The following is a 13,772-nucleotide window of genomic DNA, read 5'->3' as shown; positions in this document are numbered from 1 at the left end:
CCCCGTAAACCGGGGTTTTGAGCGGTTTTAAGCGAACAAATGAGCTGAATTGACCTCGGCTTAAAGTGTGGGAGCTGGCTTGTCGGGCCGCCGCATCGCTGCGATAGCGGTCTGTCTGTTAAAGCTCGATTGCCTGACCCAGCGCTATCGCAGGCAAGCCAGCTCCCACATTTGTTCTGTGTTTGGCCGGGGATCGGGTGTATGCCATGAGCTGATTCGACCCCTCCCCACCGTCACGCAACCGTCACATCCATCTGCTGTGCTGGCGCCCATCGCTTTTTTGCCCAAGGACTCGCGGCCATGTTTTCCGTGCTCAAACCCCACCGCTGGAAACTCTCCCTGTTGCTGATCGCCGCCAACCTCGGGCTGATCCTGCACCTGGCCTGTGGCGAGTTGAAGAGCGTCAGCGAATGGGTGTGGCTGGACATCTTCGGCGAAGGCGGCTCCGCGCTGTTGGCGCTGGTCTGGCTGGGCCTGGTGCTGAAAAGCCGCCCCGCCGGGCGCGTCACCAACTACCTGGCGCTAGGGCTGTCGTGCATTTTCTTCTCCTGGTGGATCGACAGCCTCGATGAGTTCATCCGCCTGCCCGACAGCATTACCTGGGATCACTGGCTGGAGTCCGGGCCGATGCCGGTGGGCATGATCCTGCTGACCATCGGCATCTACCACTGGCACCGCGAGCAACTGGCGATCAGCGCGCAGATGGAAAAGCGCGAGCGGCTGTTCCGCGAGCATCGGCTGTTCGACAAACTCACGCCGCTGGCCGGTGCCGACTACCTCAAGCGCCAGTTGGCCGACAGCCTGCAAGACAGCCACGCGCAGCAACAACCGCTGTCGCTGCTGGCCCTGGACCTGGACAACTTCGCCGCCATCAACCAAGCCTACGGGCATGCCGAAGGCGATGCGGTGTTGCAGGCGCTCAGCCATTTGTTGTTGCTCAACCTGCGCCGTCAGGACCTGCTGTGCCGCCTGGCCGGTGACCGGTTTGTGGTGCTGCTGCCCAATACTGGCGAGCGCCAGGCCAAGGAGCTGGCGCTAGAGTTGCAGCAGGCCGTGCGCGGCCTGGCCCACAAGACCCGGCTGCACGGTGAGCGCCTGCAACTGGCGGCGACCACCGCCGTGGTCATGGCCCTGAACGAGCCACCCCACGACTTGCTCAAGCGCCTCAACCTGGCCCTGGCCAGGGCCAAGCAACCCCTGGCGAAAAGTGCCTGAAATGGCCGTTAAAACCAGCTGGTACGAGGCCGACAGCCGCTTCATCCCCGGGCACTATCAACCGGCCACGTTGATCGACCTGGCCCTGTCCCGGGACATCGACAGCCACCGCCTGCTGCGCGGCACCGGCTTGTTCCACGAAGACATCCTGGCCGGCACGGCGCGGCTAAGCCCGCAGCAGTTCCTGGGTTTGATCGGCAACAGCCGCAAACTGCTCGACGCAGACGACAGCAGTTTTCTGTTTGGCCAACGCCTGTTGCCCGGTTATTACGGCGCCGCCAGTCATGCGTTGGGCCATGCACAGAACCTGCACCAGGCCCTGGATATCCTGATCCAGCAACAGGTGTTGCTCAGCCCGCTGGTCACCCTGCAACTGGAGCTGGATGAGCACCACGCCTATCTGTATTGGCTGGACAGTTGCGGCGCCGGCGAGCACTGGCGCTTCTTGCTTGAAGCCAGCATGACCTCACTGGTTGCCATGAGCCAATGGCTCAGCGGCGAACGCCTGCCGTGGACCGCCAGCTTTAGCCATGCCGAGCCGCGCTATGTCGAGCAATACTGGGTGCACCTGGGGGAAGACACGCGTTTCGAGCGGCCGCTGGACATGCTGAGCATCCCGCGCGAACACCTCACCCGCGCCTGGCCGGGCGCCTCGGCCACCGCCGGCCAGGTAGCGCGCCAACAAGCCCGCGAGCAGATCGAACAGCTGGGTTTCACCGGCAGTTTTCTGGATTGTCTCTACGACTACCTGCGCGAGCAGGTGCGCCAGCCGCCAAGCCTGGAACACGCCGCGCAGGCCTTCGCCATGAGCCCGGCGACCCTCAAGCGCAAGCTGCACAAACACGACACCGGCTTTCAGCAACAGGTCGACCGTGTGCGCAAGCAAGTGGCGCTGCACCTGTATCAGGTCAAGGGCTACAGCAATGACGAAGTGGCGGCGTACCTGAACTTCAACGACGCAGCGAACTTTCGCCGTTCATTCAAGCGCTGGACCGGCAGCACGCCCAACCTGATCCGCCAACTGTTCAACAGCCGCTAGCCAGGCGTTCGCGCAGGAACTCCACCAGCGCCTGGACCGGCCGCGAGCTTTGCCGGTGTTGCGGGTACACCGCCGACAGGGTCAACGCCTCGGGAGCGAACTCGTCCAAGAGAGTAACCAGGCGGCCGTCCTTCAACGCATCGCCGACGATAAAGGTCGGCAGGTAGGTCACACCCAAGCCGGCGACGGCGGTGTCGCGCAGCAAATCGCCGTTGTTCACGCGCATACGCCCGCTCACGTTCAGCGCCTGTAGCTTGCCTTTGAAACGCCATTGCACCTGGCGGCCATGGCCGTAGGGCAGGCAGTCGTGGTCAGCAAGGTCTTCGGGTTTTTGCGGTGTGCCGCGCAGGGCCAGGTAGTCGGGGCTGGCGCAGTACACCCGGGGGATGCTGGCGATACGGCGCGCAATCAAGGTGGAATCCTCCAGGGTGCCGATGCGCAGCACCAGATCGTAGCCTTCGCCGATCAGGTCCACAGGGCGGTCGCTCAAGTCAACCTCCACCGACACCTGGGGATAGCGCTGCAGGAACAGCGGCAACAGGCAGCCCAGGTGCGCCATGGCAAACGACAACGGCGCGCTGAGGCGGATGGTGCCGCGCGGTTCGCTGTTCTGCCCGGCGATGCCCTGCTCCACTTGCTCGACTTCACCGAGCAGGCGCAAGGCGGATTCGTAGTAACTCTGGCCGAGTGGCGTGACATCCAGACGGCGCGTGGAACGGTTGAGCAGGCGCACGCCGAGGCGGTCTTCCAGCTGGATCAGGCGGCGGCTGACGAACTGCTTGGACAGGCCCAGTTGCTCGGCGGCGGCGGTGAAACTGCCGGATTCCATGACCTGGCAGAACAGACGCATGTCTTCGAAGGGGTTCATTGTCGCTTCTCGGTGGACATTTGCGGTTTTTATAACGGGTATGTCGCCACACCACAAATCAAATGTGGGAGCTGGCTTGCCTGCGATGGCGGTGTGTCAGCCAACATTGCTGTCAACTGACACACCGCCATCGCGGGCAAGCCCGGCTCCCACAGGGTTCAGCGGTGTTCCGTGGCGAAGCTTACTTGGCGGTGAACGCCGAGTAGCTGTTCATCAGGTTGCGGTAGTTGGGAATGCGCGGCGACAGCAGGTTGGCCAGGCCTTCCATGTCGTTGCGCCAGTCCACTTGCAGCTCGCAGGCCACGGAGAACCAGTTCACCAATTGGGCACCGGCTGCTGTCATGCGCGCCCAGGCGGCCTGTTGCACAGTTTCGTTGAAGGTGCCGGAGGCGTCGGTGACCACGAACACTTCGAAGCCTTCATCGAGGGCGCACAGGGTCGGGAACGCAACGCACACATCCGTCACCACGCCGGCAATGATGATCTGCTTGCGGCCGGTGGCCTTGACCGCCTTGACGAAATCCTCGTTGTCCCAGGCGTTGATCTGGCCAGGACGCGGGATGTATGGCGCGTCCGGGAACAGCTCTTTCAGCTCGGGCACCAGTGGGCCGTTAGGGCCGCTTTCAAAACTGGTGGTGAGGATGGTCGGCAGCTTGAAGAACTTCGCTACGTCAGCCAGGGCCAGCACGTTGTTCTTGAATTCGTTCGGGGAGAAGTCCTGGACCAGTGAGATCAGGCCGGTCTGGTGATCGACCAACAGGACAACGGCGTCATCTTTGTTCAAACGTTTGTAAGTCATGGGTTAACTCCTTCGGGGGTTTGATCAGAAAGCAAAACACGAGCAGCCAAACGCACCCCAGAATCCCTGGAAGTCGCTGACCGGCACGCTGGAAAGCCGCGCCTTTTCATGGCTGTGGGAATGCACGCCACACGGGCCTCTGCACTGGTGAACCTGAGCCTGCAACGGCGAACTCGGCCGCCAGTGACCCGGCACCTTGACCACCGGCGACCAGTCCGGCAGCACCGGCACGCGGGGCGGTGCGAAATCTTCGAAGTCACCGGCGCCGTAGACCACCTTGCCGCCGACCACGGTGAGCACCGATTCGATCCACTTGATGGCTTCTTCATCGACACTGAAGAAGTCCGCCGACAGCGCCGCGACGTCCGCCAGTTGGCCAACCTTGATCTGGCCCTTCTTGCCTTGCTCGGACGAGAACCAGGCGCTGCCGTGGGTGAACAGTTCCAGCGCCGTCAGGCGCGGCAGGCCTTCGGCGTGCAGCTCCAGGCCGCCAACGGTGCGACCGCTGACCATCCAGTACAGCGAGGTCCAAGGGTTGTAGCTCGACACCCGCGTAGCGTCAGTGCCCGCGCCGACCGGCACGCCTTCGGCGAGCATGCGCTTGATCGGTGGCGTGGCTTCGGCCGCCTTGGCGCCGTAACGCTCAACGAAGTACTCGCCCTGGAACGCCATGCGGTCCTGGATCGCGATACCACCACCGAGCGCCCGCACCCGCTCGATGTTTTTCGGCGTGATGGTTTCAGCGTGGTCGAAAAACCACGGCAGGCCGTTGAACGGAATGTCGCGATTGACCTTTTCGAACACGTCGAGCATGCGCGAGATGGATTCGTCATAGGTCGCGTGTAAACGGAACGGCCAGCGTTGCTCCACCAAGTGACGCACCACCGGTTCCAGCTCCTGCTCCATGGTCAACGGCAGGTCCGGGCGCGGCTCAAGGAAGTCTTCGAAGTCGGCCGCCGAAAACACCAGCATCTCGCCGGCGCCGTTGTGGCGCAGGTAGTCATCGCCCTGATGCAGGGTGACGCTGCCAGTCCAGTTCTTGAAATCGCTGAGTTCTTCCTTGGGCTTCTGGGTGAACAGGTTGTAGGCGATGCGCACCGTCAACTGTTCGTCCTTGGCCAACTGCTCGATCACCGCGTAGTCATCGGGGTAGTTCTGGAAACCACCGCCGGCATCGATGGCGCTGGTAAGGCCTAGGCGATTGAGTTCACGCATGAACTGGCGGGTCGAGTTGACCTGGTATTCCAGCGGCAGTTTCGGGCCCTTGGCCAGGGTCGAATACAAGATCATCGCGTTGGGTCGCGCTACCAGCATACCGGTGGGGTTGCCGTTGCTGTCACGCACGATCTCGCCGCCCGGCGGGTTCGGCGTGTCCTTGGTGTAGCCGGCCACACGCAGGGCGGCGCGGTTGAGTAAGGCGCGGTCGTACAGGTGCAGCACAAATACAGGCGTATCCGGTGCGGCCTGGTTGAGTTCTTCCAGGGTCGGCATGCGTTTTTCGGCGAACTGGAATTCGTTCCAGCCGCCGACCACGCGGACCCATTGCGGCGTCGGTGTGCGGTCGGCCTGGTCCTTGAGCATGCGCAAGGCATCGGCCAGTGACGGCACGCCTTCCCAGCGCAGTTCCAGGTTGTAGTTCAGACCGCCACGGATCAGGTGCAAGTGCGAGTCGTTGAGGCCGGGGATCACGGTGCGGCCCATGAGGTCGATGACCTGGGTACCGCTCCCGCGCAGGGCCATGGCTTCACCGTCGGTGCCCACGGCGACGAAGCGCCCCTGGTGGATGGCGACGGCCGTGGCGCGGGGGTTTTCACGGTCCACGGTGTGGAACTGGCCATTGAACAGAATCAGGTCGGCGTTCATAGGGTTTCCTTTACGGAGGCTTCGAGCCAGGGAGCGAACAGGCGGGTGGCCGCCGGCATCAGCAGGTAGACCACCAGCAGGACGATGGTCAGGGTTACCAGGAAAGTGGCGACCACGTAGTTGGAGAGGAACGGATGCAGACGCAGCACCGGGCCCCAGATGATCGGCACCAGCAGGGTCAGCGGCAGGATCACGAACAGCGTGACTACTGCCTGCTTCCAGCGCGGTGGCTTGGCGGCGTTTGGGGTTTCGGGGTTGAACCAGAATTCGTTGACCGCGCCGATTTCGGTGTTGTCGCCGTCGGCGAGCATGGGGGTGGCTTCGGCGATCAGGGTTTTGCGCTCGGGGGAGTCGAGCCAGGTTTCCAGGTCGTCGGTGGAGCGGTAGCGCAATACGCAGGTGAACAGGGCCAGGCTGCCTTGCTTGCCGCGCACCACGTCGACACCGAGGTGGCCTGGGCGTGCGCCGGCGATGCGTACGATGCGGCGTAGCCAGGCTTCGTAGTCGGTTTCTCGGCCTGGTTTGATCAGGTGTTTGACCACCAGGGTGACGACTTCGTCGGGGGTTGGTTTTGTTGCTGGGTCCATGGCGTGGTCCTCTGCCTTGATGTTTCAGCGATGAGGGAGTTTGCGGGGGTTGGGGTGGGGAAAATTGGATGTACGTGCTGTTTGGGTTGGGTTGGGTACATATCCGTTATTTGGGTAACGGCCACCTATGGTTCCGCCCTTACGGCGGCTCACTTTTGAAAAGCCGGAATGCCGGCCCAGTCAAAAGTAAGCAAAACGCTCTTGCCCCAACACTCGGTACCTCGCCTAGGCTCGGTATGCCCGTAATCCGACAGTGATTTGGGGGGCGCCTAAGATCAAGATCACGATCAAAAGCAAAGCGCGGCGGCCTAGTAGCCGACCGAATCGTTGAAGCCTGCGCATTTCCCTGTGGGAGCCGGGCTTGCCCGCGATGGTCGTCAACGATGATGCAAAAAAACGGGATACACACCAACGTATCTACGATGCGAAGCGAGTCGCTCTTGATCTTGATTTTGATCTGAGGCGCCCCGTCAAACACGCTGGCCGAACGCAGGCTTGAATCCGTGGGTAACCCGGCAGGACGCCGGGTTAGCCGCGCTGGGCCAAGGATGGCCCATCGCGGCGGCCCACGGATTCAAGCCTTCGTTCGGGCACACCGAGCCTAGGCGAGGTGCCGAGTGTTGGGGCAAGAGCGCTTTGGTTACTTTCGACTGGGCCGGCATTCCGGCTTTTCGAAAGTGACCCGCCGTAAGGGCGGAACCAATACCAGCCATCACCCAAATAACGGATATTCACTCCAAAAAACCCTCACAAATTCTCATACCGATTCATATCCAACACCCCCTCCTCAACCGGCGTAGTCTCTCGAATGTACTCCGACAAATCATGGAAATACTGCCAAAACAGCGGATGACTACGCCGCACACCCCAACGATCCACAACCTTCTCAAACCGCTTGGCATCCTTGGCCCGCTCCATTTCAGCCACAAACTCCGGCACTTCCTGCGCCGGAATATTGAACATAAAGTTCGGATAGCTGCTCAACACACCCGGATAGATGGTCACTGTGTCCAGGCCCGGCTGATAGCGATAAGCCTCACCCAACAGAAACGCCACATTACTGTGAGCACGATTGCGCAACATGCTGTAGACCACACGCTTACCGCTGGCAGTCTCAACCCGCAGCATCGTCGCTTCAGGCAATAGATCGATAACCTTGAGCCCGGCGGCCGGGCGTGAGGTCAGGCGGCTCAGCGCTTGCTCGGCATCCTGCAACGCCGGGTCGATACCATCACGGGAGCAATAGGCGCCAGTGCAGCGGTTGATCGGGTCCGGGCTGACATTCAAATCGCCATAACGCGTGAGCAACTGGTTGGCAAAGTCGCGCTTCGGATCGTTTTCGCTCAGATGCAAGCCGGTGGGCTTGTCGTCATCAATCGCCTCATAGTCCAACCACAACTTGAGCTTGCCACTGTTCTGATACCAGTCATCGAGGAAGTCTTCGCGGGAGTCTGCGGGCATCAGGCGCAGGAAGTTCTGCTCGGCGCCGTTGCGGATCAGGTCGAAGTACAAGCGGGTCTGGGCTTGGTGCGACACATTGCCGAACACATCAAAATTCACCGCCAACTGATAATAGGTGCGCTCCAGCAACGGATAGTCAAACAGCCACATCGTCTGCGGCACTTCACCAATCAAGCCCTTGGTCACCGAGGCACTGTCGAAGTGGCGGAAAATGCTCAGCAAGGCGTTGTCATTCCCGGCCCACAGCGACGACCAGCTTGGCGCGAGAACGTCCGCATAGTTGTCACGGCGCAGCGCTTCGTATTGATTACGCTTGTCACGGTAAGCGAGCCACAGGATCAGCACACTGCCTACGTCATCGTTCTGCCCCGGCATGGCCAGCAACGGCGTGGCCTGGCCGCGATAACGCGCATCGGTGATGTAGAGGTCATGGTCCGGGTCCTGGAACAGGGTCCAGAAATTGTCGCGGATCACGTCCGTGGCGATCTGCCCACGGCACACGGGCCCACGAATAAAGGTGCGTACGAAGTACTCGGCGTTGTCCAGCATGAACTGGTAACGCGCCTTGGCTGGAATCGCCTCGAAGGTTTCGAAGGGGTTGGCACGACGGCCCGGTCCGTAGCCAGGCAAGGCGTTGACCTGCCAGTTGCCGGCGTAGAACAGCGCTTTGATGCGAGCCATTTTCTCGGCGCTGAGCGGGTACGTGATGTGGGTTTTATGCACGATCACGCCCTGCACCGGCCACAGGCGGTAGTAAACCTGGGTGCCTGGGTCATCGTTCGGGCGGCGAGTTGCGATCAGGTCAATCGGCTGCCCGCTCGGCGTACGCGAGCGCACCCACTGGAAGAAATGCCCCGGCTCGCCGTTTTCGAAGTAGATATGGGCGAGGAACAAATGCTCGAACAACCAGCGCGCTACCAGGCTTTCCCTGGCCCCGGGCTGGTTGAGCAGGTTTTCCCACTGCTGTACCTGCAGCGCTTCCTTGGCGCTGGGCGCCAAGCCTTGTTCATCGATAGGCGCGCCGGACGCGAGCCAGCGTTGCAATGTCTGGTACTGCTGGTCCGTCAGGCCGGTGACCGCCAGCGGCATGCCTTCCTTGGGATGGGCACCCGCGTAGGCATTGAACTCGCCGGGCATGGCGCACATGTTCTCGCGGTTCAGGCCCAGTACGATGTCTTCGGGCAGCTTGGCGTTGGGTTGCAGCGGTGCGTTATGACCCAACTCCAGCATGCGCGCCATCAGCGCAGCCTGGCTGCCCTGTGCATCCAATACTGAGTAAAAGCCCTTCTGCTGCCAGGCCTGCTTGCCGAAAGCGTCATAGAACAGCCGAGTGGTCGGCGTTGCCTGGCTGCGCTCGCCATCGTAGACCGGTACTTTGCTCGCACCGCGCGCCACGCCTTCGGCGCTGCCCAGGTTCAGTTGGCAGGCGGAGTCATAGCAGGCATGGCAAGCCACGCATTTCTCGGTGAAGATCGGTTGAATGTCGCGGGTGTACGAAATCGCCGGGGCGGGTCCGTCGGCCTGCGCAATGCAGGCGACCAGTGCCAGGACGGCACTGGTGATGAGGCGAAGTGACATGTATCCGGTCCCGATTCAATACGTACGCTGAAAATTTGCCGGTGATTCTACCGGGCCACGCCCCCACCCAACATGAACGATATTCATGCAAAAACTGCGCATGCTCTAAATCGGCACAGGTTTGTTATGATTCACGCCCTCCGAAATGCCTGACCAGAGTAGTCCCATGTCCGATCGTAGCGTTCGTCTGCAAGCCCTTCATCAAGCCCTCAAGGAACGTATCCTGATCCTCGACGGCGGTATGGGCACGATGATCCAGAGCTACAAGCTTGAGGAAAATGACTACCGTGGCAAACGCTTCGCCGATTGGCCAAGCGACGTCAAGGGTAACAACGACCTGCTGGTGCTCACCCGGCCCGACGTGATCGGTGGCATCGAAAAAGCCTACCTGGATGCTGGCGCCGACATCCTCGAAACCAACACCTTCAACGCCACGCGCATCTCCATGGCCGACTACGGCATGGAAGAACTGGCCTATGAACTAAACGTAGAGGGCGCACGCCTGGCGCGCAAGATTGCCGACGCCAAGACCGCCGAAAACCCGGCCAAGCCGCGTTTCGTCGCCGGCGTGCTCGGCCCGACCAGCCGCACCTGCTCGCTGTCACCCGACGTGAACAACCCCGGCTACCGCAACGTGACCTTCGATGAACTGGTGGAAAACTACACCGAGGCCACCCAAGGCCTGATCGAAGGCGGCGCCGACCTGATCCTGATCGAGACCATCTTCGACACCCTCAACGCCAAGGCCGCGATCTTTGCCGTGCAAGGTGTGTTCGAAGCGTTGAACATCGAACTGCCGATCATGATCTCCGGCACCATCACCGACGCCTCCGGCCGTACGCTGTCGGGCCAGACCACCGAAGCGTTCTGGAACTCCGTGGCCCACGCCAAGCCGATTTCCGTGGGCCTCAACTGCGCCCTGGGCGCCAGCGAGCTGCGTCCGTACCTGGAAGAGTTGTCGAACAAGGCCAACACCCACGTTTCTGCGCACCCGAACGCCGGCCTGCCCAACGAATTCGGTGAATACGATGAGTTGCCATCACAAACCGCCAAGGTTATCGAAGAGTTTGCCCAGAGCGGCTTCCTCAACATTGTCGGCGGTTGCTGCGGTACCACGCCGGGCCACATCGAGGCTATCGCCAAGGCCGTGGCCGGTTACGCACCGCGCCAGATCCCGGATATCCCGAAGGCTTGCCGCCTGTCGGGCCTGGAACCCTTCACCATCGATCGCAGCTCGTTGTTCGTCAACGTCGGTGAGCGCACCAACATCACCGGCTCGGCCAAGTTCGCCCGCCTGATCCGCGAGGACAACTACACCGAAGCGCTGGAAGTCGCCTTGCAGCAGGTGGAAGCCGGCGCCCAGGTGATCGACATCAATATGGACGAGGGCATGCTCGATTCGAAGAAGGCCATGGTGACCTTCCTCAATCTGATTGCCGGCGAGCCGGACATCTCCCGCGTGCCGATCATGATCGACTCCTCCAAGTGGGACGTGATCGAAGCTGGCCTCAAATGCATCCAGGGCAAGGGCATCGTCAACTCCATCAGCATGAAGGAAGGTGTGGAGCAGTTCATCCACCACGCCAAGCTGTGCAAGCGTTACGGCGCCGCCGTGGTGGTGATGGCCTTCGACGAAGCCGGCCAGGCCGACACCGAAGCGCGCAAGAAAGAGATCTGCAAACGCTCCTACGACATCCTGGTCAATGAAGTCGGCTTCCCACCGGAAGACATCATCTTCGACCCGAACATCTTTGCGGTCGCGACCGGTATCGAAGAGCACAACAACTACGCCGTCGACTTCATCAACGCCTGTGCCTACATCCGCGACGAACTGCCGTACGCGCTGACCTCCGGCGGCGTGTCCAACGTGTCGTTCTCGTTCCGTGGCAACAACCCGGTGCGTGAGGCGATCCACTCGGTGTTCCTGCTGTATGCGATCCGCAACGGCCTGACCATGGGCATCGTCAACGCCGGCCAGTTGGAGATCTACGACCAGATCCCGGCCGAGTTGCGCGACGCCGTTGAAGACGTGGTACTCAACCGCACGCCGGACGGCACAGACGCCCTCCTCGCCATCGCTGACAAGTACAAGGGCGACGGCAGCGTAAAAGAGGCCGAGACCGAGGAGTGGCGTGGCTGGCCGGTGAACAAGCGCCTGGAACACGCTCTGGTCAAGGGCATCACCACGCATATTGTTGAAGATACCGAAGAATCGCGGCTGTCGTTTGCACGCCCGATCGAAGTGATCGAAGGCCCGCTGATGTCCGGCATGAACATCGTCGGCGACCTGTTTGGCGCGGGCAAAATGTTCCTGCCCCAGGTGGTGAAATCCGCCCGCGTCATGAAGCAAGCCGTGGCCCACTTGATACCGTTCATCGAGCTGGAAAAAGGCGACAAGCCGGAAGCCAAGGGCAAGATCCTGATGGCGACGGTGAAAGGCGACGTGCACGACATCGGCAAGAACATCGTCGGCGTGGTGCTGGGTTGCAACGGCTATGACATTGTCGACCTCGGCGTGATGGTGCCGGCGGAGAAGATCCTGCAGGTGGCCAAGGAGCAGAAGTGCGACATCATCGGGCTGTCCGGCCTGATCACGCCCTCCCTGGATGAGATGGTGCACGTGGCTCGCGAGATGCAGCGCCAGGACTTCCACCTGCCGCTGATGATCGGTGGTGCTACCACGTCCAAGGCGCATACGGCGGTGAAGATCGAGCCCAAGTACAGCAACGATGCCGTGGTGTATGTCACCGACGCCTCGCGTGCAGTCGGCGTGGCGACTCAGTTGCTGTCCAAGGAGCTGAAAGCCGGCTTCGTGGAGCGTACCCGCGAGGAATACGTGGAAGTGCGCGAGCGCACCGCAAACCGCAGCGCCCGCACCGAACGCCTGAGCTACCCGGCGGCCATCGCCAAAAAGCCGCAGTTCGACTGGAGCACCTACACGCCGGTAGCGCCGACCTTTACCGGCGCCAAGGTCCTGGACAATATTGACCTCAACGTACTGGCCGAGTACATCGACTGGACGCCGTTCTTCATTTCCTGGGACCTGGCGGGCAAATTCCCACGCATTCTGACTGATGAAGTCGTCGGTGAAGCGGCGACTTCGCTGTACGCCGACGCCCAGGAAATGCTCAAGAAGCTGATCGACGAAAAACTCATCAGCGCCCGTGCGGTGTTCGGTTTCTGGCCGACCAACCAGGTGCAGGACGATGACCTGGAAGTCTACGGCGAAGACGGCCAGCCGATCGCCAAACTGCACCACTTGCGCCAGCAGATCATCAAGACCGACGGCAAGCCGAACTTCTCCCTGGCCGACTTCGTGGCGCCCAAGGACAGCGGCGTGACCGACTACATCGGCGGTTTCATCACCACCGCCGGCATCGGCGCCGAAGAGGTCGCCAAGGCCTACCAGGACGCGGGCGACGACTACAACTCGATCATGGTCAAGGCCCTTGCCGACCGCCTGGCCGAAGCCTGCGCCGAATGGCTGCACCAGCAAGTGCGTAAAGACTACTGGGGTTACGCCAAGGACGAGCAACTGGACAACGAAGCGCTGATCAAGGAGCAGTACAGCGGCATCCGCCCTGCCCCCGGCTACCCGGCATGCCCGGATCACACCGAGAAAGGCACCTTGTTCCAACTGCTCGACCCCGAGGCACGCGAGATGGAAGCGGGTCGCAGCGGCGTGTTCCTCACCGAACACTACGCGATGTTCCCGGCGGCAGCGGTCAGCGGCTGGTACTTCGCCCACCCGCAGGCGCAGTATTTCGCCGTGGGCAAGGTCGACAAGGACCAGGTGGCGAGCTACACCGCGCGCAAAGGCCAGGACCTGAGCGTGACCGAGCGCTGGTTGGCGCCGAACCTGGGTTACGACAACTAAGCCTCGCTGGATTGTCTATGCTGTCCCTCACACACTTGATGTCGAGGGACCCATGGACGATCAAAAGCCACCGACCTTCTGGCAGATGCTCCACAGCGTCATGGCCGCCGCGTTTGGCGTGCAAAGCGGCAAGAACCGCGCGCGGGATTTCACCCACGGCAAGCCCAGCCACTTTGTGATCCTGGGGGTTTTGTTTACGGCGGTGTTCGCGCTGACGCTGTTTGGCATCGTGCAACTGGTGTTGCACCTGGCTGGGGTGTAAACCCAACCTGACTGTAGGAGCTGGCTTGCCAGCGATAGCATCACTGCGGTGTGGCTGACAACCGAGGTGAGGCAATCGCTGGCAAGCCAGCGCCTACAGGGGTCCGTATCTATGACTACTGGTGGCTGACCCAGAACACGGCAGTCCCAACCACCAGGATTATCAAGAACAGAATGGCCCAGGCGTCCACGGTACTGTCGGGTTTACGGGCTTTTGTCGAATT

At 61.5% G+C, this 13,772-nt stretch carries 9 protein-coding genes; 4 read left to right on the top strand and 5 right to left on the bottom strand.

Going from position 1 to position 13,772, the window contains the following annotated elements:
* Window positions 1-300 precede the first annotated feature (300 nt).
* Together WH299_RS13695 and WH299_RS13690 are read left to right on the top strand one after the other, a co-directional pair.
* The gene (locus tag WH299_RS13695) at window positions 301-1,215 is read left to right on the top strand and encodes a GGDEF domain-containing protein (RefSeq protein WP_028616646.1); all 915 of its coding nucleotides are present in this window, start codon (window positions 301-303) and stop codon (window positions 1,213-1,215) included.
* Between the two features lies 1 nt (window position 1,216).
* Complete coding sequence (locus tag WH299_RS13690) at window positions 1,217-2,254, top strand: AraC family transcriptional regulator (RefSeq protein ID WP_123478554.1); 1,038 nt, start codon at window positions 1,217-1,219, stop codon at window positions 2,252-2,254.
* Here the strand turns inward: WH299_RS13690 and WH299_RS13685 are convergent.
* From WH299_RS13685 to WH299_RS13665, 5 genes are all read right to left on the bottom strand, one after another.
* On the bottom strand, window positions 2,241-3,122 hold the full coding sequence (locus WH299_RS13685; protein ID WP_122728861.1) for a LysR family transcriptional regulator: 882 nt from the start codon (window positions 3,120-3,122) through the stop codon (window positions 2,241-2,243). The two genes, WH299_RS13690 and WH299_RS13685, sit on opposite strands and share 14 nt — an antisense overlap.
* 181 nt (window positions 3,123-3,303) lie before the next feature.
* Window positions 3,304-3,921 carry an isochorismate family cysteine hydrolase YcaC gene (gene ycaC, locus WH299_RS13680; RefSeq protein ID WP_122728863.1) on the bottom strand — a complete coding sequence of 206 codons (618 nt, stop codon included), beginning with the start codon at window positions 3,919-3,921 and terminating at the stop codon, window positions 3,304-3,306.
* Between the two features lie 24 nt (window positions 3,922-3,945).
* A complete protein-coding gene (locus WH299_RS13675) occupies window positions 3,946-5,784 on the bottom strand; it encodes an amidohydrolase (RefSeq protein WP_339550510.1) in 1,839 nt (612 codons plus the stop codon).
* The gene (locus tag WH299_RS13670; RefSeq protein WP_126571592.1) at window positions 5,781-6,371 is read right to left on the bottom strand and encodes an antibiotic biosynthesis monooxygenase; all 591 of its coding nucleotides are present in this window, start codon (window positions 6,369-6,371) and stop codon (window positions 5,781-5,783) included. Before WH299_RS13670 ends, WH299_RS13675 begins: the two co-directional genes overlap by 4 nt.
* Before the next feature lie 747 nt (window positions 6,372-7,118).
* The gene (locus WH299_RS13665; RefSeq protein ID WP_339550508.1) at window positions 7,119-9,410 is read right to left on the bottom strand and encodes a fatty acid cis/trans isomerase; all 2,292 of its coding nucleotides are present in this window, start codon (window positions 9,408-9,410) and stop codon (window positions 7,119-7,121) included.
* Between the two features lie 166 nt (window positions 9,411-9,576).
* Here WH299_RS13665 and metH point away from each other — a divergent pair, with 166 nt between their 5' ends.
* Together metH and WH299_RS13655 are read left to right on the top strand one after the other, a co-directional pair.
* Window positions 9,577-13,287, top strand: a complete 3,711-nt coding sequence (gene metH, locus WH299_RS13660) for a methionine synthase (RefSeq protein WP_339550507.1) — start codon at window positions 9,577-9,579, stop codon at window positions 13,285-13,287.
* Window positions 13,288-13,339: 52 nt separating this feature from the next.
* Window positions 13,340-13,549: a DUF2970 domain-containing protein gene (locus WH299_RS13655; RefSeq protein WP_028616391.1), complete on the top strand. Its 210-nt coding sequence runs from the start codon at window positions 13,340-13,342 to the stop codon at window positions 13,547-13,549.
* The last annotated feature ends 223 nt before the right edge of the window (window positions 13,550-13,772 follow it).

Source organism: Pseudomonas sp. MYb541 (assembly GCF_037479595.1).
In the GTDB taxonomy this organism is placed as follows: domain Bacteria; phylum Pseudomonadota; class Gammaproteobacteria; order Pseudomonadales; family Pseudomonadaceae; genus Aquipseudomonas; species Aquipseudomonas canadensis.
This window is presented reverse-complemented; position numbering and strand designations above follow the sequence as displayed.